At 64.0% G+C, this 22,002-nt stretch carries 20 protein-coding genes; 15 read left to right on the forward strand and 5 right to left on the reverse strand.

Features of this window, described 5'->3' with window-relative positions; translation table 11 throughout:
• Window positions 1-49: 49 nt before the first annotated feature.
• Both FHY55_RS13340 and FHY55_RS13345 read right to left on the reverse strand, forming a co-directional pair.
• Entirely contained in the window at window positions 50-826 is a 777-nt protein-coding gene (locus FHY55_RS13340) for a hypothetical protein (protein ID WP_140014665.1), read from the reverse strand.
• Window positions 827-874: 48 nt separating this feature from the next.
• A complete protein-coding gene (locus tag FHY55_RS13345) occupies window positions 875-1,879 on the reverse strand; it encodes a glycosyltransferase family 2 protein (RefSeq protein WP_140014666.1) in 1,005 nt (334 codons plus the stop codon).
• 250 nt (window positions 1,880-2,129) lie between these two features.
• Here FHY55_RS13345 and FHY55_RS13350 point away from each other — a divergent pair, with 250 nt between their 5' ends.
• The 11 genes from FHY55_RS13350 (at window position 2,130) to FHY55_RS13400 (ending at window position 10,828) form a co-directional block, all read left to right on the forward strand.
• Window positions 2,130-2,546, forward strand: a complete 417-nt coding sequence (locus FHY55_RS13350) for a hypothetical protein (RefSeq protein ID WP_140014667.1) — start codon at window positions 2,130-2,132, stop codon at window positions 2,544-2,546.
• Window positions 2,547-2,611: 65 nt separating this feature from the next.
• The gene (locus FHY55_RS13355) at window positions 2,612-2,929 is read left to right on the forward strand and encodes a hypothetical protein (RefSeq protein WP_140014668.1); all 318 of its coding nucleotides are present in this window, start codon (window positions 2,612-2,614) and stop codon (window positions 2,927-2,929) included.
• A gap of 245 nt (window positions 2,930-3,174) precedes the next feature.
• Window positions 3,175-4,308 (forward strand): carboxylate-amine ligase, encoded by a 1,134-nt coding sequence (locus FHY55_RS13360; RefSeq protein ID WP_140014669.1) that lies wholly within the window; start codon window positions 3,175-3,177, stop codon window positions 4,306-4,308.
• Between the two features lie 213 nt (window positions 4,309-4,521).
• Entirely contained in the window at window positions 4,522-5,292 is a 771-nt protein-coding gene (locus FHY55_RS13365; protein ID WP_140014670.1) for a hypothetical protein, read from the forward strand.
• A gap of 206 nt (window positions 5,293-5,498) precedes the next feature.
• Window positions 5,499-6,638 carry an acyl-CoA dehydrogenase family protein gene (locus FHY55_RS13370; protein ID WP_140014671.1) on the forward strand — a complete coding sequence of 380 codons (1,140 nt, stop codon included), beginning with the start codon at window positions 5,499-5,501 and terminating at the stop codon, window positions 6,636-6,638.
• Complete coding sequence (locus FHY55_RS13375) at window positions 6,635-7,690, forward strand: enoyl-CoA hydratase/isomerase family protein (RefSeq protein WP_140014672.1); 1,056 nt, start codon at window positions 6,635-6,637, stop codon at window positions 7,688-7,690. Before FHY55_RS13370 ends, FHY55_RS13375 begins: the two co-directional genes overlap by 4 nt.
• The gene (gene mmsB, locus FHY55_RS13380; protein ID WP_140014673.1) at window positions 7,687-8,556 is read left to right on the forward strand and encodes a 3-hydroxyisobutyrate dehydrogenase; all 870 of its coding nucleotides are present in this window, start codon (window positions 7,687-7,689) and stop codon (window positions 8,554-8,556) included. The genes FHY55_RS13375 and mmsB overlap by 4 nt, the downstream gene beginning before the upstream one ends.
• A 128-nt stretch (window positions 8,557-8,684) precedes the next feature.
• On the forward strand, window positions 8,685-9,191 hold the full coding sequence (locus FHY55_RS13385; RefSeq protein WP_140014674.1) for a hypothetical protein: 507 nt from the start codon (window positions 8,685-8,687) through the stop codon (window positions 9,189-9,191).
• Window positions 9,192-9,311: 120 nt separating this feature from the next.
• Entirely contained in the window at window positions 9,312-9,515 is a 204-nt protein-coding gene (locus tag FHY55_RS13390; protein WP_140014675.1) for a DUF2892 domain-containing protein, read from the forward strand.
• A 112-nt stretch (window positions 9,516-9,627) separates the two neighbouring features.
• Window positions 9,628-10,035 carry an RcnB family protein gene (locus FHY55_RS13395; RefSeq protein WP_140014676.1) on the forward strand — a complete coding sequence of 136 codons (408 nt, stop codon included), beginning with the start codon at window positions 9,628-9,630 and terminating at the stop codon, window positions 10,033-10,035.
• A 61-nt stretch (window positions 10,036-10,096) separates the two neighbouring features.
• Complete coding sequence (locus FHY55_RS13400; protein ID WP_140014677.1) at window positions 10,097-10,828, forward strand: hypothetical protein; 732 nt, start codon at window positions 10,097-10,099, stop codon at window positions 10,826-10,828.
• Between the two features lie 240 nt (window positions 10,829-11,068).
• Here FHY55_RS13400 and uvrA read toward each other — a convergent pair whose 3' ends face one another.
• Both uvrA and FHY55_RS13410 read right to left on the reverse strand, forming a co-directional pair.
• Window positions 11,069-13,930 carry an excinuclease ABC subunit UvrA gene (gene uvrA, locus FHY55_RS13405; RefSeq protein WP_140014678.1) on the reverse strand — a complete coding sequence of 954 codons (2,862 nt, stop codon included), beginning with the start codon at window positions 13,928-13,930 and terminating at the stop codon, window positions 11,069-11,071.
• A 96-nt stretch (window positions 13,931-14,026) separates the two neighbouring features.
• Entirely contained in the window at window positions 14,027-14,902 is an 876-nt protein-coding gene (locus tag FHY55_RS13410) for a LysR family transcriptional regulator (RefSeq protein ID WP_140014679.1), read from the reverse strand.
• Window positions 14,903-15,027: 125 nt separating this feature from the next.
• Here FHY55_RS13410 and FHY55_RS13415 point away from each other — a divergent pair, with 125 nt between their 5' ends.
• The gene (locus tag FHY55_RS13415) at window positions 15,028-15,321 is read left to right on the forward strand and encodes a DUF1330 domain-containing protein (protein ID WP_168223008.1); all 294 of its coding nucleotides are present in this window, start codon (window positions 15,028-15,030) and stop codon (window positions 15,319-15,321) included.
• Here FHY55_RS13415 and FHY55_RS13420 read toward each other — a convergent pair.
• Window positions 15,296-16,438, reverse strand: coding sequence for an MFS transporter (locus FHY55_RS13420; protein ID WP_140014681.1), 1,143 nt, complete (start codon window positions 16,436-16,438; stop codon window positions 15,296-15,298). The two genes, FHY55_RS13415 and FHY55_RS13420, sit on opposite strands and share 26 nt — an antisense overlap.
• Window positions 16,439-16,563: 125 nt before the next feature.
• Here FHY55_RS13420 and FHY55_RS13425 point away from each other — a divergent pair, with 125 nt between their 5' ends.
• From FHY55_RS13425 to FHY55_RS13435, 3 genes are all read left to right on the forward strand, one after another.
• On the forward strand, window positions 16,564-19,497 hold the full coding sequence (locus tag FHY55_RS13425; RefSeq protein WP_210410486.1) for a VWA domain-containing protein: 2,934 nt from the start codon (window positions 16,564-16,566) through the stop codon (window positions 19,495-19,497).
• 179 nt (window positions 19,498-19,676) lie between these two features.
• Complete coding sequence (locus FHY55_RS13430) at window positions 19,677-20,864, forward strand: acyl-CoA dehydrogenase (protein WP_140014683.1); 1,188 nt, start codon at window positions 19,677-19,679, stop codon at window positions 20,862-20,864.
• A 98-nt stretch (window positions 20,865-20,962) separates the two neighbouring features.
• A complete protein-coding gene (locus tag FHY55_RS13435) occupies window positions 20,963-21,919 on the forward strand; it encodes a phosphoadenosine phosphosulfate reductase (RefSeq protein WP_140014684.1) in 957 nt (318 codons plus the stop codon).
• Window positions 21,920-22,002 lie beyond the last annotated feature (83 nt).

The following is a 22,002-nucleotide window of genomic DNA, read 5'->3' on the forward strand; positions in this document are numbered from 1 at the left end:
GGCTTGGGCCCGGTTCAACGCCGGGCCCATTCTATTTGCGGAACCGGCGTTACGCGCCACCCTCCAGCGCATCAGGGAAAAGCCTCTCCATTTCCGCCATCTTCTGGCGCATGTTGCGCCTTTCGATCTCATTCAGCACCTGAGCACCGCGCCGCCGCGCGCGCCGCTCAGCGCGCCGGGCCCACCAACCGGAGAGCCCACGTTGAGAGGCATCCTTGTAGGCGTCCACGGTCGATCCCCAAACTTGAAGCGCGTATGCCTGCTTTGCATCCGGGTCGAGCACGCCGGTGTAATGCAAAGGATTGAAGAAATACGAAGGGAAGACCTCAATATCCGGGTTCAGCTCTTCAATCATTCTGGTGCAAAACAGGTTTCCCGTTGCAACCCAAGGCATTCCCAGCTGGTCCGGGTCGGTCTCCGCCAAGCGTTCAACAAGTGCCACAACAAACGGATTGCCCGGCTCACAAGCCAGGATCGGTGAAACCAGCCGCCCCCGCAGCAGTTCGTTCTCATAAACGGTGTAGGCGCACTCCCGCTCGAAGAGGCCATCCGTTGACCTCAGGCAAATCGAGTCTGCCCCCGGCAGAAGCCCCCCGAATTCGGCCAGGATTTCGTAGCGCATCAGGTCAGCAACACCGGGATACGAGCGCCGCTCCAGCATCGCGTCAATCTGCGCCCGGCACTTGAACGGGAAGCGATCAAGAAAATCGTTGTCATACAACGTATAGGCGGCTCGCGGATGCTTTTCGCGCCATGTTCTGAGCCACTTCTCGGGCACGGGCTTCGGGCCGATCCAAATATGCCCCAAACGTTCTGGAATCCCCAAACCTACCTCCAACGACAAAATACCAACGAGAGCGGCGTAACTAGAGCGCTAAGCGCCGCGTTCAATGTGCAGAAGATCCTGGGATGACGCATAATGCCGGCTCTTCATGCCAAACATGCTGCCGAACATCCCCGCCGTTTTGCCGGCCTTCCGTGCAACCTTGAACAACAGCTCACCGCGGTCTTTCGGGCGCAGCACAAGCAGCACCGGCGCAGCGATGCCGATCAGCACCAGCTCCGCAGATCGCTTTGCCACATAAGACGCGCGGTTGCGCAAACTGCGGGGCCGCAGGCGAACCTTGGTACGTTCTTGGTCTCTGTTGCGCCGGTAAACATAAGAGAGCGTCAGGCGCCGAACGGGCTGTATCTCATGGGCAATGGCGTCGGGCACCCAGCCAATGCGGGCCCCGCCCGCCTGCATTGCGGCGCAAAAGGCCGAGTCTTCCCCGCCGCTCTCCGCCGTCCACTCATCAAACTTCGTCACGCCCAACCGGCGGGCCGTGTCGAGCCTGAGGCACCAATTCCCGGTGTAGGCCTCAGTGTCACCATCGTCCCCCGCCGCAACCTTGGCCGCCTGCGCGCGCTCGTCCTTACTGAAGCGCGCTTGAAGCTGCTGAAGGATCGCGCGGTTCACTTCCGTCAAGGGCTCATCCGGCGCGATGAAGCGCACAGGGCCAGCCGCCAGATCAAGGCCACGCGTCTCGACGGCCTCCATCATCCTCACCAGCCAGTCCCGCTCAACAACCTCGTCGTCATCAATGAAGGTCAGAAAGTCGAAAGACTTCTCCAAAGCCTCGGCCAGCACACAGCTGCGCGCAAACGGAATGCCCTTCCGCGTTTCCAGCAGCAGGTGCACGGGCAGGCCAATCTTGGCCCGAAACGCCTCAACCACGCCCCCGGCTCTGGCCTCGCTGTCATTCTCGCAAATGACAAACTGGATATCCGCGCCAGCCGGGCGGTCCATCTGCGCGAAACTCTCCAACAGCCGCCTCAGGCCCTCGGGCCTGCGGCGTGTGATGACACCCACCGCTATTCGCACTGCTATCTCCGTCATGCCTCAACCGCCCGTCGATTCAGAATGGCTCATTTTTTCGCCAAACTGCGCATTATCCTGCCCGTGCCTAAGGCGCACGACGTTAATATTCAATTAATCGAGAGCCTGACGCACCCTTTGCAGCGGCATTTCGCCAATCGGGTTCAACCCATCGGCGAAGGCAGTGGCAAGCCGCGCCAGCACCTCAGCCAAGCCGCTGGACTCTCCTTGACCGAAAGGTCAAAACTTACCTAAAGGTCAAGGAGCCCTGATGCCGCTAAGTTACCGTATCCACCCCCAAATCGGCCTCGTCTTCGTCAAGTATCACGGCCACGCCGCCATCTCCGAAACCTTCGAAGCCTTCGGCCGCTACATGGCCGATCCGGCCTACCGCCCCGGCCAGAAACAGCTGGTCGATCTCTCCGCCGTCACCTCCTTCGAAAAAGACTACGCCGCCCTGCTGGAGGTTCAGGCCAAGAAGGCCGAGGCCTTCCTGCGCGGCCCCGAAACGATCATCTGCTACTACGCCCCCACGCCCGAAACCCGCGAAATGGCCAACATCGTCATGCGCAGCTGGGACGAGCTCGATGCCATCGTCGCCGTGGTGCAAGATACCGAGGCGGGCTCACTCGAAGTGCTCGGTCTCGCCGAGAAAACCTTCGACGCTCTCGCCAAACGCCCCGCCTGATCCCGCTTCGGCGGAACCTGTCGCCCCTTTCCCGCGTTGGAGCTCCAACCGAAAGGACAGGACAGATGATCAACCGCACCTTGCCCGCCGCGCTGCTGGCCACCATCGCCGCCGCGCCGCTCGCCGCCCAAACCTTCGTTTCCCCGCAATGCCCCCAGGGCTCCCTGCGCGTGGGCAACGAATGCCGCGCGGCCAATGGCACCGTGGTCCAACGCTTCGCCATCCCCCAGATCGAGCAGGACAACAGCGTGCAGGTCTACGACCTCACGTCTGACAGCCCCTACGCTGAGGGCGCGCGCGGCACGGGCGAGCGCGTGGTGATCCGCAAGAACAGCACCTTCGTCACCGACCTCGACACAGACTTCACAGTCATCGCCGATTGATCCCCCCGCCCGGTGGTCTCCTCACCCCGGGCCCGCGCGGCGGCCCGCTCCTCCCCGGGGCCGCCGCGCCAAGTTTCCCCGCCACCTCCCCGGCGGGGTCCATGCCCGGCGGTCCCCTCACCACCGGGCTCGCGCGGCGGCCCATCCCTCCCCTGGGCCGCCGCGCCAAAATCCCCCCTCACGGCTCCATCTTCCCCTGCGCCGCCCGCTCTGCCAATCTGGCGGTGCACCGAGGGAGAACCCGCATGGCCACAACCACCCCCAGCTTCACGCTCGGCATCGAGGAAGAATACCTTCTCGTCGACCGAGACACCCTCAACCTCGCCCGCGCCCCCGAAGCGCTGATGGAGGCCTGCGCCGACGAACTGGCCGATCAGGTCTCACCCGAATTTCTGCAATGCCAGATCGAGATCGGCACCCGCGTCTGCGGCAACATCACCGAGGCCCGCGAAGAACTCAAACGCCTGCGCGCCACCGTCGCCCGCTGCGCCGCCGCGCATAACCTCGCCCCCATCGCCGTAAGCTGCCACCCCTTCGCCGACTGGAAAGACCAGACCCACACCGACAAAAGCCGCTACAACACGCTGCACCAAGACCTCGGCGGGGTGGTGCGCCGGGCGCTGATCTGCGGCATGCACGTCCACATCGGCATCGAGGATGACGACCTGCGCGCAGACCTGCTGCCGCAACTCTCCTACTTCCTCCCCCACCTGCTGGCGCTCTCCGGCTCCTCCCCCTTCTGGCAGGGGCAAGACACCGGCCTGTCGTCCTATCGCCTCACGGTGTTCGACAACCTGCCGCGCACCGGCCTGCCCCCCGCCTTCGAGAGCTTCACCGAATACGAGCGCACCGTGCAGGTGCTGGTGGACCTCGGGGTGATCGAAGACAGCACCAAAATCTGGTGGGATCTGCGCCCCTCCCACCGCTTCCCCACGCTGGAAACCCGCATTTGCGACGTCAGCCCCCGGCTGGAAGACACGCTCACCCTCGCCGCCACCACCCAAGCCCTGCTCCGCATGCTCTGGCGCCTGCGCACCCGCAACCTCCGCTGGCGCCGCTACGACCGCTTCCTGATCATGGAAAACCGCTGGCGCGCCCAACGCTACGGCGTGAGCGAAGGCCTGATAGACTTCGGCGCCCGAGAGATCGTCCCCATGCGCGCGCTGGCCGAAGAACTGGTGGAAATCCTCGCCGAAGACGCCCACGCCCTAGGCAGCGAGGCCGAAATCGCCCGCCTGCCAGAGATCGTGGCCGCAGGAAACGCAGCAGACCGCCAGCGGGCCGTCTATGCAGGCAACGTGGAAGCCGGAGCCTCGCACGAGGCCGCCATGCGGGGGGTGGTGGAGAGCTTGATGGACGAGTTTGGGGAGGGGGTTTGAGGGGGGAGGGCTTAAACCGGACTTTGGCTGCGTATTCGAATTTCTTTGGCGCGAGAGCAAAAACGGACTTTTGGAGAACTTGCGGACGTTATTTGAGATTCCGTTCAGTGGGGCGACTCCAACTACAAAGACGCCTGACCTTCAACGATTGCCACACTTGTGCTCCGGTTCAGAAATTATTCATATTGATCCAATCGGTTCAGGAGATTCTCAATGATTGAAGATGACGAACTATATTTTCTTGAAGAACTAGATGAAGTCGCACAACTTGCTTTGGATACGAAATTTACGGATTGCCCCAAAATCTTGGCACGTTGGCTACACTTAATCGACAATGCGCCAGACCGCTTGTCGGCTATCCTCAATGAGTTGGGTAGTTTGATAACTCTCGATGAGATTTCAGAGACCATGCTGATTGAACAGAGCGGTATGGGTAACAACACTTTTGACTGGCCGTTGGACAAGGATCGCAGGATCGCCGCTCAGCTATGCCTGGTGCGGGCACTAGCCGCAGATTTAATTAACTATGAAGGATTTATTGCGAGCTATTTTTATGAGCATCGTGGAGATTATAACGATGCAAATTACCAATTTGTCAGTAATTTATTCATTCCCCATCAACGCGAACTTGATCGATATTTGAAACGACGAGTTCAAGGGGGATCGATTCCCGGATCTGATAGGTTTGTACGCATTGACCACAACGCGCCGGAGGTAAAAGAGATCACGGATGGGCTTGATGAGATTGCCACACAGATCTCAAAAAGTAACAGCCTTAAAGGTGATGTAAAAGAATTCGTGCCAGCCGAACTGAGCGCTGGACGCCAACTGCTGAGAGGCAGTTTGCTGCGCGTGAAGGCCGCGCTTGAGGTAATTGTGTCACCCTTGAAATACCTTGCAGAAAAATTCTTGGACGCCGGCGTTGGACAATTGGCTGCCGCGATACTGGCGTTAATCTTGGCGTTGCTTGGAATAGGAAGCTAAGAAATCTAAATTAAGACTTGGCGTTCTGTTGTTGGCCACACTATTTCCGGTGTTCGTTGGTAAAGAACTGCTCTTGCGGAAGCTGAATCGTTGCGCCGCCACAGTCTGTCAATGGCCGGTTCGCCCTCAACCACCCCCTTGCCAACCCTCCCCCTTACCTCCAGAATTGACCCAGCGTTCAATAACGCCCCTGGGGAGGAGCACACATGAACTTCGAACTCACCGAAGAGCAAACCGCCATCTTCGACATGGCCCACAGCTTTGGCCAAAACGCCATCGCCCCCCATGCCCGCACATGGGAGGCCGAGGGCACCATCCCCAAGGCCCTCTGGCCCGAGATCGCCGCCCTCGGCCTCGCCGGCCTCTACGTCCCCGAAGAGCACGGCGGCTCCGGCCTCTCCCGCCTCGATGCCACCCTCGTCTTCGAGGCCCTCTCCATGGCCTGCCCCTCCGTCGCCGCCTTCCTCTCCATCCACAACATGTGCGCCAAGATGCTCTCGGCGTTTGGGTCCGACGCAACCCGCGACAAGTATCTGCCCAAGGCCCTCACCATGGAGACGGTCTTTTCCTACTGCCTCACCGAGCCCGGCTCCGGCTCCGACGCGGCGGCGCTGAAGACCCGCGCCACCAAAACCAACGAAGGCTACCAGCTGACCGGCACCAAGGCCTTCATCTCCGGCGGCGGCTACTCCGATGCCTATATCGTCATGGCCCGCACCGGAGACGACAGCCCGCGCGGCATCTCCGCCCTCATCGTCGAAGACGGCACCGATGGCCTCTCTTTCGGCGCGCTGGAAGACAAGATGGGCTGGCGCTCCCAGCCCACCCGGCAGGTCCAGATGGATAGCTGCCCCGTCCCGCCCGAGAACCTCCTTGGCGAAGAAGGCGCTGGCTTCAAATACGCTATGATGGGCCTCGACGGTGGCCGCCTCAACATCTCCGCCTGCTCCCTCGGCGCCGCGCAAACAGCGCTCACTGCCACCCTCGCCTACATGGCCGACCGCAAGGCCTTCGGGCGCTCCATCGACCAGTTCCAAGCCCTCCAGTTCCGCCTCGCCGATATGGAGATCGAGCTGCAAGCCGCCCGCACCTTCCTGCGCCAAGCCGCCTGGAAGCTCGACACCCAAGCCCCCGACGCCACCCAGCACTGCGCCATGGCCAAGAAGTTCTGCACCGAGGCCGGCAGCCGCATCGTCGACCAATGCCTGCAACTCCACGGCGGCTACGGCTACCTCGCCGACTACGGCATCGAAAAGCTCGCCCGAGACCTCCGCGTCCACCAGATCCTCGAAGGCACCAACGAGATCATGCGCATGATCGTGGCCCGTGGCATGCTCGCCAAATGACCGACATCCAGATCCGCACCGAAGGCCGCGCAGGCCGCATCACGCTCACCCGTGAGAAGGCGCTCAACGCCCTCACCTACGAGATGTGCCTCGCCATCGACACCGCCCTGAAAGACTGGGCCGAAGACCCGGCCGTCGAGATCATCCTGATCGACGCCGAAGGCGAAAAGGCCTTCTGCGCCGGCGGCGATATCGTCGAGATGTATCAAACCGGCATCGCCGGAAACTACGACTACGGCCGCAAATTCTGGCGCGACGAATACGCCATGAACGCCCGCCTCGCCACCTACCCCAAGTCCGTCGTCGCCTTCCTGCAAGGCTTCACCATGGGCGGCGGCGTGGGCCTCGGCTGCCATGCCGCGCACCGCATCATCGGCGATAGCACCCAGATCGCCATGCCAGAATGCGCCATCGGGCTGGTGCCAGACGTCGGCGGCTCCCACATTCTTGCAAAGCTCTCCGCCCTCCACCCCGGCGCGGGGGCGTGGCTGGGCACCACCGGCCACCGCCTCAAGGCCATGCACGGCCTCTTCGGCTTCGCCGATCATCTCGTCGCCGAAGCCCAGTGGCCCGCCCTTAAAGCCCGCATGTCCGAAACCGGCAGCCCCCACGTGCCGCCCGAGCTCGAAGGCGCCAACCTCGCCGCCCAGGCCGATTTCTACATCCAGATGCGCGGCATCGCCGCCCACTTCGAAAAGCCCCACACAGAGATCGCCGCCTCCCTCGCCGCCGATCCATCCGACCTCGCCCAAGCCGCGCTCAAGGCCCTCACCCGCGCCGACCCGCTCGCCACGGCCTGCCATATCGAAATCCTGCGCCGCCTCGGGCCAAGCAGCACCATCCACGAGGCCCTCACCCTCGAGTACCGCTTCACCCACCGCTGCATGGAACACGGCAACTTCCTCGAAGGCATCCGCGCCGCCGTGATCGACAAGGACAAGCAGCCTAAATGGCCCCACGCCGCGCTCGCCGAGGTGACGGAGGCCGAGGTGCAGGCCATGCTCGCCCCACTGGGCGATGACGAACTTACATTTCCGGAGGATACCCCATGAAAATCGGCTTCATCGGACTGGGCAACATGGGCGCGCCCATGGCCCTCAACCTCATCGCCGCCGGGCATGATGTCACCGGCTTCGACACCGCGGCCAAGCCCGAGGGCATCCCCCTCGCCGCCTCCGCTGCCGAAGCCACGCTTGGGGCCGAGGTGGTCATCACCATGCTGCCCAATGGCGACATCCTGCGCGCCGTCGCCGCCCAGATCCACCCGGCGATGGGCCAGAACACCATCCACCTCGATTGCTCCACCGTCGATGTCGCCTCCGCCCAAGCGGTGGCCGAAGCGGCGCAAACCTCCGGCCTCGCCGCGCTGGATGCGCCCGTCTCCGGCGGCACCGGCGGCGCCACGGCAGGCACCCTCACCTTCATGGTCGGCGGCCCGGCAGAAGCCTATACCACTGCCAAACCGCTCTTCGACATCATGGGGCAAAAGTCCGTCCACTGCGGCGGCGCGGGCATGGGCCAGGCCGCCAAGATTTGCAACAACATGATCCTCGGCGTCACCATGATCGCCACCTGCGAAAGCTTCGCACTGGCCGACAAGCTCGGCCTCGACCGGCAGGCGATGTTTGATGTGGTCTCCACCTCCTCCGGCCAAAGCTGGAGCATGAACACCTACTGCCCCGCCCCCGGCGTTGGACCGCAAAGCCCGGCAGACAACGGCTACCAGCCCGGCTTCGCCGCCGCCCTCATGCTGAAAGACCTGCGCCTCTCCCAACAGGCCGCCGAACAGGCCGACGCCGACACCCCGATGGGCGAAGCCGCGATGAAGCTCTACGAAGCCTTCGTTGAGGCTGAAGGCGCGGGCGACAAGGACTTCTCCGCCATGCTCCCCCGCTTCGAAAGCCGCAAGCGCTCGTAGCGAAGGGCCTTACCCAGCCCCCGGCGTCACCCATCGCTCCAAAATTTTGCACACCCCACGGTTGCACCGCTGCGGGTGCGCCCCCACATTGACGCTACGTCATTTTTATCACCATAAGGAATTTTCCAATGACCGAATGGACGATCGAATGTGCCGAAGAAGACTGCGAAGTCTGCGAGATGAAGTGCAGCGGCAGCCCTGTTGGCCGGACCTGCCCAGAAACCGGTGCCGACATTGTGCGCGCCACCCCCATCCGCTCGGACGGAGACAGAACCTTCTCCCTCTCCAACCGCGCCGGGCTACGCTGGCGCACCCATGTGCGCGGCTCGTTGATGAAAGGGCAAACCATCGGTGGCAAGCTGGTCTGCGCAATCTGCCGCAAGCCCATCGACATCGACGATGCAGGCAAGATCAGCTACAAATCAAAAAGCGGCAGGCTCCACCGCGAGGCCCCACCGATTGATCACTACGGCCCCGACTGGCGGCACCGCAAACGGAAGGTGGAGCGGGATCCGGTCTATCGGCGCGGCGGAGTGCAAAAGCAGTATAAAATGCTGATGAACGCCTACAACGCCATGCCTCTGCGCATCACCCACCGCCACTGCAACCTCGCCCGCTCCAAAGGCGACGCATAGGCCGCCGCCTCTGGCCGCGGCGGCCCTATATCCGCCGCGGCCCTGCGTCCATTCGCCCTCTGCCATCCGACCCTCGCTTATTGTATTCTAACATTCGAATATATTTTTCAGGAGGCACCCATGTTCAAGAACAACGTAGGCGGAATCGACCGCATCCTGCGCATCCTCGTCGGAGCGGGCCTGCTCATCGGCTTCGTGCTCAACCGTGACAGCGCCTATAGCTGGCTTTACCTGATTGGCATCATCCCCCTCGTCACCGGCCTGCTCGCAACCTGCCCACTCTATTCGCTCTTCGGCCTCAACACCTGCCCGATGAAGCGCTGAGCGGCATTTGCACCACATCACAACATCAACCCGCTGTGATGAAACCTGAGCCGACCCGCCGTGTTGTGCCCCCAACGCCCCACGAGGCACCGCACATCGAGCGAGGCACAAGATGACCCGACTGACCAAACTGACAGCCGCCGCCACGGCGATCTGCCTTGCGCTCGGCACACCGGTGCTCGCGCAGGGCAAAGGCCAGGCGAAAAAGGCCAACGCCAAGCAAAAGCACCGCGTCGAGCAAAGCCAAGCACGCGGCTGCCCGCCCGGCTTGGCCAAAAAAAGCCCGTCCTGCGTGCCCCCCGGGCAGGCCAAGAAGGCGCAACGCGATGCACCGCGCATCCACGTGGGCACCGATCTCGGCGGGCGTGATTACGTGGTCGTGAAGCCTTGGCAATATGGCCTCGAGCCCGCGCCGCGCGGGTCGCGCTACGCGGTCACCGATGGCGTTCTGGTCCGGATCGACAATGACACCGCCGAGGTGCTCGACCTGATCCGCGCCGTTGAAGCCATCGCCAACTGATGCACCAACCAAGAGAGGCGCGAAAATGAAACCACCCGCGCCTCTCCAGCGTTATCTGGGCATGGAACGTCTCAAAGCCCTGCTCGTGCTGGCCGCGTCAGCCACTTTCGTCGCCTCGCCGCTCTTCGTCACCAACTTTGCCGGTTACGATCCCGCGCTCTTCCCCGTCCCCCAAATCGACCCGCCTGTGCAACCCGCCGGCTGGGCCTTTTCCATCTGGGGGCTTATCTACGCGTGGCTCATCGTCTCCGCAGTCTACGGCCTGCTCGCCCGCGCTATGGATCCGGCGTGGGACAGGCCCCGCTGGCCCCTCTTCGGCGCCCTCGCCCTCGGCACTTTCTGGCTCTACACGGCAACCCTCTCGCCCATCTGGGCCACCGTGCTGATCTTCGTGATGCTGATCCTCGCCCTTGGCGCCGCCGCCCGCGCACCCTCCCACGACAGTTGGCTGCTCGGCGCGCCCCTCGGCCTCTTCGCGGGTTGGCTCACCGCCGCCAGCTTCGCCTCGCTCGGCATCACCGCAGCCGGGTTCGGCCTTTGGATGGGCCAAACCGCATGGGCCTTCGCCTGCATCACCGGCGCGCTGGTGGTTGGCCTGACCGCCCTGCTCACCCTGCGCCCGCACCCAACCTACGCGCTTGCCCTCGCCTGGGCCCTCGCCGCCATCGCGATAAAGGATTGGGGCACCCACACCGATGTTGCCCTCTTCGCGGCCCTCGGCGCGCTCGCCACCCTCGCGGCCATGCTGCGCAGCTACTACCTACGCGCCACACCCGCCAATCCGGCGCAATAACCGGCACCTTCCTCTGAGCGGCGGCATACCTCCGGGTTGATAGCGGCGTAGCCCGCGGGTTTGGATCCCGGGAGCGGCCGCAGGACGCCACGCACCAAAACCAACCACGCCATCCCCGGACGATCAGTTAAGATCAAGCAAACCCAGCGCAGCCGCACATTAACATCCAAACCCGCGCCCAATGTGCGCAAGCTCAGAGTTATGGGATGTGCATCACTTGTGCATGGGTTGTGGCCCGGCTCATTCCGCCGCCACCCGCTTCGCCGCAAGCATTTCCTTAAGGTATCGCCCGGTGTGGCTGGCCTCCACCTCGGCCACCTGTTCCGGCGTGCCCGTGGCCACCACGGTGCCCCCGCCATCGCCGCCCTCGGGGCCGATATCAATGATGTGGTCGGCGGTCTTGATGACATCGAGGTTGTGCTCGATCACCACCACCGAGTTGCCCTGATCCACCAATTCATGCAGCACTTCCAACAGCTTGCGCACATCCTCAAAGTGCAAGCCGGTCGTCGGCTCATCAAGGATATACAGCGTCCGCCCGGTGCTCCGCTTGGCGAGCTCCTTGCTCAGCTTCACCCGTTGCGCCTCACCGCCAGAGAGCGTCGTCGCCTGCTGCCCCACCTTGATGTAGCCCAAGCCCACCCGCACCAGCGCATCCATCTTCTCACGGATGCTCGGCACCGCCTTGAAAAACTCCTGCGCGTCTTCGACGGTCATATCAAGAACATCCGCTATGCTCTTGCCTTTAAACCGAATTTCCAGCGTCTCCCGGTTGTAGCGGGCACCCTGACAGGTCTCGCAGGTCACGTAGACATCGGGCAAAAAGTGCATCTCGATCTTGATGACCCCATCCCCCTGACACGCCTCGCACCGCCCCCCTTTCACGTTGAAAGAAAAGCGCCCCGGCTTGTATCCCCGCGCCTTCGCTTCGGGCAGCCCGGCAAACCAATCACGGATCGGGGTGAAGGCCCCGGTGTAAGTCGCTGGGTTTGAACGCGGAGTCCGCCCGATGGGCCGCTGGTCGATATCAATCACCTTATCCAGCAGTTCCAGCCCCTTGATCGTTTCGCAGGGCGCAGGCGTCTGCCGCGCGCCGTTCAGCCGCATCGAAGCCGTCTTGAACAGCGTCTCAATCGTCAGCGTGGATTTACCACCCCCGCTAACCCCCGAAACACAAACGAATTTCCCAAGCGGGAAATCAACGGTCACATCCTTCAGGTTGTTGCCGCTGGCCTTCTTCACCGTCAGTTTCTTCTTGTTGCCCTTCCTGCGTTCGGTGGGCACAGGAATTTCTCGCTTTCCGCTGAGATACTCCCCGGTAACAGACTTCGGATTCGCCGCAATCTCCGCAGGAGTGCCATGCGCCACGACCTCGCCACCATGCACGCCCGCCCCCGGGCCGATATCGAAGACATAATCCGCCTCGCGGATCGCCTCTTCGTCATGCTCCACCACGATCACGGTGTTGCCTTGGTCGCGCAGGTTCTTCAGCGTCGTCAGCAGCCGCCCGTTGTCGCGCTGGTGCAAGCCGATGGAGGGCTCGTCGAGCACATAGAGCACGCCTGTGAGGCCAGAGCCGATCTGCGAGGCCAGCCGGATCCGCTGGCTCTCGCCGCCACTTAATGTGCCACTTGAACGTGACAGCGTAAGATACTCCAAACCGACGTTATTCAGGAATCCGAGCCGCTCACGGATTTCCTTCAGAATGGCCTTGGCAATCTCGTTCTTCTGCTTGCTCAGCTTCTTCGGCGCGGAGTCGATCCACTCCAGCGCCTCACGGATCGAGAGCTGAACCACCTGCCCCACATGGTCGCCCGCGATCTTAACCGCCAGCGCCTCTTCCCTCAGCCGGTAGCCCCCGCAGGCCCCGCAAGGCCGGTTGTTCTGAAACCGCTCAAACTCCTCGCGGATCCAGTTGCTGTCGGTCTCCCGGTAGCGCCGCTCCATATTGGGGATAACCCCCTCGAAAGGCCGGGAAATTTCATAAACCCGCCCGCCCTCGTCATAGCGAAACTTGATCTCTTCTTCGCCCGATCCGTAGAGGAAAACCTGCTGCACATGCGCCGGCAGATCCTTCCACACCGTGTTCTTGTCAAACTCGTAGTGCTTGGCAATCGCCTCAATTGTCTGAAGAAAATAAGGGCTCTTGCCCTTCCGCCAAGGCGCCAGTGCCCCGTCATAAATCTTCAGCGCCTGGTCAGGCACCACCAGCCGCTCGTCAAAGAACAGCTCCACCCCGAGCCCGTCACACTCCGGGCAGGCCCCGAAGGGCGCGTTGAACGAAAACAGCCGCGGCTCGATTTCGGGGATGGTGAAGCCACTGACAGGGCAGGCAAAATTCTCGGAAAAGGTAAAGCGCTCCGGCTCCTCATCCTCCTTCACCGCGGTTTCCAAAATCGCGATGCCCTGCGCCAGGTCCAGCGCCGTGCGGAACGAATCCGCCAGCCGCGTCTCGATCCCTTCCTTCACCACGATCCGGTCAACCACCACGTCGATGTCATGGCGATATTTCTTGTCGAGCTTCGGCGCGTCATCAAGCTCATGAAACGCCCCGTCGACCTTCACCCGCTGAAAGCCCTGCTTGCGCAACTCGAGGAATTCCTTGCGATATTCCCCCTTTCGGTCACGCACGATGGGGGCCAGCAGGTAAGCCCGCGTGCCCTCCTCCATCGCCATGACACGGTCCACCATGTCCTGCACCTGCTGCGCCTCGATGGGCAGGCCGGTGGCCGGGGAATAGGGCGTTCCGGCACGGGCAAAGAGCAGCCGGAGATAGTCATAAATCTCCGTCACCGTCCCCACGGTCGAGCGCGGGTTCTTCGAGGTGGTCTTCTGCTCAATCGAAATCGCCGGGCTCAAGCCGCTGATGTGATCCACATCAGGTTTTTCCATCATATCAAGGAATTGCCGGGCATAGGCACTCAGGCTTTCAACATACCGCCGCTGCCCCTCGGCATAAACGGTATCAAACGCGAGGCTCGATTTTCCCGAGCCAGACAGCCCGGTAATCACCACAAGCTCGTCGCGCGGAATATCCACGTCGATCCCCTTGAGGTTATGCTCTCGCGCACCCCGCACTTCGATATGCTTCAACTCGGCCATGTCACCCCCGGCGGTTCACAAGGCCAAGAGATAGAGCACCGCTTTGAAACAGCCAACATAAAATTGAGAACATTACGTAAACATGCTGACAGCCCGTCACAACGCCCCCGCATAATGCGCCGCCCGGTCAGAAAACCGGCGCGCGATGTAGCGCAGGAAGCCCGCCACCAGCGGCGCATGCCTCAGCTCAGGGTGGGTCAGCGCCCAGATCGGCATGTATGGCTCCAGCGGCGTGCCGGGCACCCGCACCAGCCCCTCACCCTCCATGAAGCAAGGCATTCGGGTGAGCCCGATCCCCTGTTTCACAAGGCTAACCGCCGCCATCATGTCATCGCACAGTGTCGCCAGAACGGCATTGGGAAAGCGCGCGCGGATGCTCCGGGCCACCGGCTCTTTCCAGGCGGTAAAGCCCACCACCGGCAGCGGCCCCTCGCCCGTCAGCGCCGCACGGTAACCAGTTATAAACCCCGGGCTGGCATAAAGCCCCGCACGCTGGTCGGCGATCTTGCGGCCCCACAGGCTTTCGGCTGGCGCATGGCTGACGCGAATGGCCACATCCGCCTCCCGGCGGTGCAGGTCGAGGATGCGGTTGTCCCCGAGGATATGCAGCTCCACCAGCGGGTTCTCGGCCCGCCAGAGCGCGATATCTTCTGCAAAGCGGGCGTCTGCCACCAGTGGGGGCACCGTTACCCGCAGCACCCCGCCCTTTTCGGCGCGGGCTGCCAGTTCGAGGTCTAGCGCGATGGCCTCGGCTTCCATCACCTCCGCCCGCGCTGCCGTTGCGGCGCCCTCTGGCGTGGGCTGCACCCCATCGGGCAACCGCTCGAAAAACCGCCGCCCCGCACGCGCCTCCAAGCGGGCCAACTGCCGCGACACGGTTCCGTGGTTCACCCCCAGCACCCGCGCCGCGCCTGAAAGGCTCCCGGCGCGCGCCAGTTCCAGCACGAGGCGCAGATCATTCCATTCCAACATCGCCCCATCCTCCTCCAACAGTTGCCCGGCCTGCCCCTTGCAATATTGCACAGGCCCCTTGCCGATCCGAGCAATTTTACAAAGGCCAGCCCCCCGGCATGGTGCCCCCAGCAAAAGGAGAGACCATGACCCATTACGTGACCGTCCAGCTCGAGGTGACAGACCCGGAGTTGATGCAGCAATACCGCGAACGCGGCTTCGAGCCGGTGGCCAAGCATGGCGGCGAGATGATCGCCGGCGGGCCAGATTGCGAGGTGCTGGAAGACAATGGCGGCGGCCCTCCGGCCTCCGTCCTGCTCGCCTTCCCCTCCGCCGAAGCCGCCCGCGCTTGGGCAGAAGACCCTGAATTTGCAGAGGTTTACGCGCTGCGGCGGCGGGCGGCCAAAACCACCATCACCCTGCTTCCGCCAAAGGGCTGACGCGAGCGAAGATCAGCCAGACCGCCAACATCCCGGCGAGCGAAAGCCCCACCACCAGCACCGCCATGCCGCCGAGGCCCGCACCCAGCGCGAGCGAGAAAATCGGGATGGTGAGCGCGGTGCCGATGTTGCCGAACTGCGCGATGGCCCCGTTGGCGCGGGCGGTGTCGGCCGGGTCGGGGTTGAGCAACGGCGCGGCGGCAAAGGCCGCGCCAGGCACTGCCCCGAAGGCCAGCAGCATCGGCACGGCAAGCGCCAGCCGCACGCCCGGGAACAGGTAGAACAGCACCATCAGCGCCGCCCCGGCAGCGAAGGCCACCAGCGCCAGCCTTTGCGGCGCAATCCGCTGCGTCGCCGCTCCGGCCCAGAAGGTGCCCAACAGCGCGACCAGCGGCAGCAGCGGTGCGGTCCACGTGCCAAGGAACTCTGGCAGGAAGGTGATCAGGGCCATGAACATCATCGCGTGCCAGAAGAACATCAGCGCCGGGGCAAAGCGGCGGGCGCTGGTGTAGATCGCCACATGCCGCGCCAGCCAGCCCTCGGCCACCGCCGGCCCTTGCCCCACGGCGCGCGGCAGCAGCGGCACAAGCGCCCCGCCCACCACCGCAAGCAGCGCCGCATGCGCCCAGTAAAGCCCTGTTCCCAAACCCATTTCCAGCACCGACATCAGCGCAAACCCGATCCCGAAGAAGGTGCCCCAAAGCCCCATCACCGCGCCGCGATGGGCCGGGGCGCAGCTTGCGGCCATCAACGTTGGCGCGGCCACGACGATCGCCAGATGGGCAAACCCTTCGGCCAGGCGAAGTGCCAAAAACAGCCCGAAGGTGGGCAGCAGCGCCTCCGCCGCACCCAGCGCCACGCCGCCCACGATTGCCGCTATCAGCACCCGCCGCGCCCCGAAGCGGGCCACAACGATGCCCGCCGTCGCGCCAAAGATCACCCCGGCCACCGAGGTCATCGACACCGCCAGTGGCAGCGCGCCGCCCGCCTCCGGGTAGCGCGTGCCCAGCGCCCCCAGCGTCAGCGCAACCTTGGCAAAATGCCCCGCCGCCAGCAGACCCAGCAGGTAAAGCAGGGTGACGAGCGGCCAGTTTGTACGGGCGTTGGAGTCGGTCATCCGCCGCTTGTGGCCCGCGCCCGCTGCAAGGTCAATTTGCCGCAAGCCCCGGCCCGTGGTTAACTTTGGGGCAAATCATTTTGACATAGAGGCCTTTCCCCATGCTTCGCGCGATAACCCTTTGCTTGTGCACCCTTTTTGCAGCCGCCGCCACGGCACAGGAGCGCCCCCGGGCGATTCTGGTGATGGATGGGTCCGGCTCGATGTGGGGCCAGATCGACGGCAAGGCCAAGATCACCATCGCGCAGGAGGTGGTCGGCACCGTGCTTGGCACCATCCCCGACAATCAGGAGCTTGGCCTCACCCTCTACGGCCACCGCCGCAAAGGCGATTGCAGCGATATTGAAACCGTCGTGCAGCCCGGCACCGGCACCAAACCGGCCATCCAGAGCGCGGTCAACGGCGTCTCGCCCAAGGGCAAAACCCCGATGACCGAGGCCGTGCGCCAAGCCGCTGAAGCGCTTAAATACACGGAAGAAAAGGCCACCGTCATCCTCGTCTCCGACGGCATTGAAACCTGTGACCCCGATCCCTGCGCCGCCGCCGCCGCGCTGGAGCAGGCCGGGGTGGATTTCACCGCCCATGTCGTCGGCTTCGATGTCTCCGAGGCCGAGGCCCTGCGCCAGATGCAATGCATCGCCGATGAAACCGGCGGCCAGTTCATCGAGGCCTCCAACGCTGCCGAGCTGGCCACCGCCATGGTCGCCGTGGTCGATATCGAGCCCGCGCCGGAGCCTGAGCCTGAAACCCACGAGGTCCGCTTCCGCGCCACGGCGGGCGAAGGCGGCAGCTTCATCTCCGAAACGCTGGCTTGGGAGATCACCAGCAACGGCACTCCCATCGGCAGCACCATCCTTGAGCCCGCCCCAACTCTGCCGCTCGAAGAGGGCATCTACGATGTCACCGCCACCCGCCCCTCCGATGAGCTCACCCGCAGCGCCACTTTTACCGTCACCCCCGGCACCCAAACCGTCACCGTCATCTTCCCCGCCCCACCCGTGCGGGTGAAGTTTCAGGCCACCGACGGCAAGCATGGCCGTCGCATCTCCGACCCGCTGGTCTGGGATCTATACCGGGGCGATGCGCTGATTGAAGGCCCGCTCAATGTCGATGGCTTCACCGCCGAGTTGGAGAAGGGCGAATACCGCGTCACCGTGATGCGCCCCGCCGATGAGGCCAGCGCCGAGGCGGTGGTGGGTGTTGGCTCCGTCAACAAGACGGTCACCGTCGAACTGCCCGAATACAAGCCCGCTGCCACGCTGGATGCCGCAGCCACAGCCGCCGCGGGCGACACGATCCCGGTGCGCTGGACGGGCCCCGAAGGCAAGAATGACACCATCACCGTCGGCATCCCCGGCAATGGCAACCAGATCAACTACACCTACATCCGCGACGGCTCCCCGCTTGATCTGCAAATGCCGCCCGAGCCGGGCACCTACGAACTGCGCTACATCCTGCGCGACGGCAACAAGGTGCTCGCCACACGGCCGATCGAGGTCACCCCAGTCGAGGCCAGTGTCACCCCGCCGGAGAGCCTGCCTGCCGGTGGCACCGTGCAGGTGCGCTGGACCGGGCCGGACTACCGAAACGACCACATCACCATCGCCCGCGCGGAGGACAGCGGCACCAAATACGAGGCCTACAGCTACACCCGCGAAGGCTCGCCGCTCGACCTCCAGCTGCCCGCCGAACCCGGCTCCTATGAGCTGCGCTATGTCATGAATCAGGATCGCACGATCCTTGCCACAGTGCCGATCGAAGTCACCGCCATCAGCGCCTCCATCACGCCGCCCGCCGAGCTTCCCGCAGGCGGCACCGTCAAGGTCGGCTGGGAAGGCCCTGATGATCGCAACGATTTCATCGCCATCTTCCCGGAGGGCGAAGACCGCTACGCCGAATACACCTACACCCGAGAGGGCTCCCCCCTCGACCTCACGCTGCCTTCGGCTCCGGGCAAGTATCGTATCTCCTACGTGCAAAACGTGGACCGCACCGAACTCACCAGCGTCGAGGTCGAAGTCACCGCCGTCAGCGCCTCCATCACCCCACCCGCCGAGCTGCCCGCAGGCGGCACCATCAAGGTCAGCTGGACCGGCCCCGATGATCGCAACGACTTCATCGCCATCTTCCCGGAGGGCGAAGACCGCTACGCCGAATACACCTACACCCGGGAGGGCTCGCCCCTCGACCTCACGCTGCCCGCAGAGCCCGGCAAATACCGCATCGCCTATGTGCAAAACGTAGACCGCACTGAACTCACCAGCGTCCCGGTGGAAGTCACCGCCGTTAGCGCCTCTATCACCCCGCCCGCCGAGCTGCCCGCAGGCGGCTCCGTCAAGGTCAGCTGGACCGGCCCCGATGATCGCAACGACTTCATTGCCATCTTCCCCGAGGGCGAAGACCGCTACGCCGAATACACCTACACCAAGGAGGGTTCGCCCCTCGACCTGACCGTGCCCGCAGAGCCGGGCAAGTATCGCATCGCCTATGTGCAGAACGTGGACCGCAAGGAGCTGACAAGCGTGCCGGTCGAAGTCTCGCCCACCTCGGCCACCCTCACCGTCCCGCCCGAAGCCTCCATCGGCAGCACCCTGCAAGTGGAGTGGGCCGGGCCGGACAACCGCAACGACTATATCGCCATCTTCCCTGCGACGGGCGGCACCTATTTCGACTATGCCTACACCTCCAGCGGCAACCCCGCCGAAGTGACGGTTCCGCCCACCCCCGGCAGCTACGTGGTGCGCTATATCCTGAACGTCGGGCGCGGCGCGATTGCCGAGGTGCCCATCACCGTCACCCCCTCTACGGCCGCGCTCACCCCGCAAGGCGAGGCCATGGCCGGCGGTGAGCTGATGGTGGAGTGGGAAGGGCCGGACAACCGGCAGGATTACATCGCCATCTACCCAGCGGCGGGCGGCACCTACACCGCCTACAGCTACACGAAATCGGGCTCTCCACTCCGGCTCAAGCTTCCCGATGCGCCCGGCGACTACGTGCTGAAATACGTGCTCCACGCCGATAACACGCCGATTGCGGAGCTGCCGATCACCGTGAAGTAGCGCCGATTTTCCCGCCCATCGCCGGCTGCCCAGCATAGGGCGCCCTAGCGGTGGGCGGCGGCTCACCCCGCCCCGCCTGCGCGGCACAACGTCCGCCACGCGAAACAGCGTTCCGCACCCCCTTCCCCTCGCCGCGCAATCCGTTACCTTGCGCAGCGAACCACCGGGAGGGAGCCATCATGTCCGACAAAGCCACATTCACTTGGGAAGATCCCTTCCGCCTCGACGACCAGCTTGGTGAAGACGAGCGGATGCTCTCCCGCGCCGCCGCCCAATTCGCCCAAGCCGAGCTGGCCCCCCGCATCATCGAGGCCTACCGCGACGCCACTGTCGCGCCGGAGCTCTTTCCGCTTATGGGCGCGGCTGGTCTACTCGGCGTTACCATCCCCGAGGAATACGGCGGGCTTGGCGCCTCCTACACCTCCTACGGCCTCATCGCCCGCGAGGTAGAGCGCATCGATTCGGGCTACCGCTCGATGATGTCGGTGCAAAGCTCTCTCGTGATCCACCCGATCAACGCCTACGGCTCCGAGGAGCAGCGCCGCAAGTACCTCCCCGGCCTCTGCTCGGGCGAACTCATCGGCTGCTTCGGCCTGACCGAGCCCGATGCAGGCTCCGATCCCGGCGGCATGAAGACCCGCGCCACCAAAACCGCCACGGGCTACACTCTCAACGGCTCCAAGATGTGGATCTCCAACAGCCCCATCGCCGATGTCTTCGTGGTCTGGGCCAAGTCCGAAGAGCACGGCGGCAAGATTCGCGGCTTCGTGCTCGAAAAGGGCATGAAAGGCCTCTCCGCCCCCAAGATCGGCGGCAAACTTTCCCTGCGCGCCTCCGTCACCGGCGAGATCGTCATGGACAATGTCGAAGTCGGCGAAGACGCCCTGCTGCCCACCACCGAGGGCCTCTCCGGCCCCTTCGGCTGCCTCAACCGCGCCCGCTTCGGCATTGCATGGGGGGCGATGGGTGCCGCCGAGTTCTGCTGGCACGCCGCACGGCAATACGGGCTGGATCGCAAGCAATTCGGCAAACCCCTCGCGGGCACCCAGCTCTTTCAGCTCAAGCTCGCCAACATGCAAACCGAGATCGCGCTTGGCCTGCAAGGCGCCCTGCGTGCGGGCCAGCTCTTTGATGGCGAGGGCTGCCCGCCCGAGCTGATCTCGCTGATGAAGCGTAACAACTGCGGCAAAGCGCTGGAAATCGCCCGCATCGCGCGCGACATGCACGGCGGCAACGGCATTTCCGAGGAGTTCCAGGTCATGCGCCACGCCGCCAACCTCGAGACCGTGAACACCTATGAGGGCACGCACGACATCCACGCATTGATCCTCGGGCGTGCACAAACCGGGCTGCAGGCGTTCTTCTAGAGCTCATTCGTCAACAGCACACCGAGGCGATGGATTCCGCCTCGCGAAGGACTTATGGTTAATCCCGGGAAACGCACGTGGGGTGCGCCGGGGCTGCCATGACCCAAGATACTGAAACCACTCGCCGCGCCCGCTGGCGCGTGACACTCGACGCACATGGCGCCGAGCACGGCGTCCACCTGCGTTTGGGCGACGATCACGGCGCGCTGTTCACCGAGGATGGCGAAACCCTCCTCGTGACCTTCGAGATGGCCGAGACAATCCGCGATGAAGGACAGGGCGGCCTGCCCTATGGCCTCCAGATCGCCGGGCGCGACGGCTGCTCCCAGCTCTGCCTCTACTCCGAGACAGACGGGTTCTTCCGCGCTCAGGAGGTGTTTGACTACTTCGACGGTTTGATCGACGAAGGCTTCTTCGACGAGTTCGATCGCGTGGTCTTCTATGGCTGCGGCCCCTGCGGCTATGCAGCGGCCGCCTTTTCGGTCGCCGCCCCCTTCTCGACCTCGGTGCTCCTGCGCCCGCTGGCCACGCTGGACCCGGCCCGCACCGAATGGGAAAGCCGCTACCCCGAGATGAGGCGCACCGATTTCACCTCGCGCTACGGCTACGCACCCGACATGCTCGAAGCCGCCGAAAGCGCCTTTGTCATCTACAACCCCGACTTTGCCCGTGATGCAATGCACGCCTCACTCTTCGAGGCCCCCAACATCCACAAGCTCCGCACCCGCTGGCTGAGCAACAAGCTCGATACCGAGCTGGATGATATGGGCGTGCTCGAACCCCTGCTGCGCGCCGCCCTGCGGGGCAAGCTGACCCCCGCCGGCTTTGCCCGCCTCTGGCGCGACCGGCACCGTCACGGGCCGTGGCTGCGCCGCCTTGTCACCGGGCTCGACGCCGCCGAGCGGCCTTGGCTCACCGGCATCGCCGCCCGCGCCGCGCTTGCGCGCTTCGACTGGCCCCGCCTGCGCAACGCCCATGAGGCCGCCAAGGCCGCCCTGCGGGAAGAGGGCCGCAGCCTGCCTGAGCCGCTGAAACGAAAAGAGGCCGCCGAATAAACGGCAGCCCCTCTTGCATCCGTCCCATCCGGAACGTGCCTCCCCGCCCTGCGGCGGGGCCTATCTTTTCGTGGGGCGCGCTT

It is taken from the genome of Oceanicola sp. D3 (assembly GCF_006351965.1).
In the GTDB taxonomy this organism is placed as follows: domain Bacteria; phylum Pseudomonadota; class Alphaproteobacteria; order Rhodobacterales; family Rhodobacteraceae; genus Vannielia.

Excerpts from the sequence above, each read along its gene's own strand:
- FHY55_RS13345 (WP_140014666.1), bottom strand. The coding sequence starts at position 1,879 with ATGACGGAGATAGCAGTGCGAATAGCGGTGGGTGTCATCACACGCCGC.
- FHY55_RS13350 (WP_140014667.1), top strand. The coding sequence starts at position 2,130 with ATGCCGCTAAGTTACCGTATCCACCCCCAAATCGGCCTCGTCTTCGTC.
- FHY55_RS13355 (WP_140014668.1), top strand. The coding sequence starts at position 2,612 with ATGATCAACCGCACCTTGCCCGCCGCGCTGCTGGCCACCATCGCCGCC.
- FHY55_RS13360 (WP_140014669.1), top strand. The coding sequence starts at position 3,175 with ATGGCCACAACCACCCCCAGCTTCACGCTCGGCATCGAGGAAGAATAC.
- FHY55_RS13365 (WP_140014670.1), top strand. The coding sequence starts at position 4,522 with ATGATTGAAGATGACGAACTATATTTTCTTGAAGAACTAGATGAAGTC.
- FHY55_RS13370 (WP_140014671.1), top strand. The coding sequence starts at position 5,499 with ATGAACTTCGAACTCACCGAAGAGCAAACCGCCATCTTCGACATGGCC.
- FHY55_RS13375 (WP_140014672.1), top strand. The coding sequence starts at position 6,635 with ATGACCGACATCCAGATCCGCACCGAAGGCCGCGCAGGCCGCATCACG.
- mmsB (WP_140014673.1), top strand. The coding sequence starts at position 7,687 with ATGAAAATCGGCTTCATCGGACTGGGCAACATGGGCGCGCCCATGGCC.
- FHY55_RS13385 (WP_140014674.1), top strand. The coding sequence starts at position 8,685 with ATGACCGAATGGACGATCGAATGTGCCGAAGAAGACTGCGAAGTCTGC.
- FHY55_RS13390 (WP_140014675.1), top strand. The coding sequence starts at position 9,312 with ATGTTCAAGAACAACGTAGGCGGAATCGACCGCATCCTGCGCATCCTC.
- FHY55_RS13395 (WP_140014676.1), top strand. The coding sequence starts at position 9,628 with ATGACCCGACTGACCAAACTGACAGCCGCCGCCACGGCGATCTGCCTT.
- FHY55_RS13400 (WP_140014677.1), top strand. The coding sequence starts at position 10,097 with ATGGAACGTCTCAAAGCCCTGCTCGTGCTGGCCGCGTCAGCCACTTTC.
- uvrA (WP_140014678.1), bottom strand. The coding sequence starts at position 13,930 with ATGGCCGAGTTGAAGCATATCGAAGTGCGGGGTGCGCGAGAGCATAAC.
- FHY55_RS13410 (WP_140014679.1), bottom strand. The coding sequence starts at position 14,902 with ATGTTGGAATGGAATGATCTGCGCCTCGTGCTGGAACTGGCGCGCGCC.
- FHY55_RS13415 (WP_168223008.1), top strand. The coding sequence starts at position 15,028 with ATGACCCATTACGTGACCGTCCAGCTCGAGGTGACAGACCCGGAGTTG.
- FHY55_RS13420 (WP_140014681.1), bottom strand. The coding sequence starts at position 16,438 with ATGACCGACTCCAACGCCCGTACAAACTGGCCGCTCGTCACCCTGCTT.
- FHY55_RS13430 (WP_140014683.1), top strand. The coding sequence starts at position 19,677 with ATGTCCGACAAAGCCACATTCACTTGGGAAGATCCCTTCCGCCTCGAC.
- FHY55_RS13435 (WP_140014684.1), top strand. The coding sequence starts at position 20,963 with ATGACCCAAGATACTGAAACCACTCGCCGCGCCCGCTGGCGCGTGACA.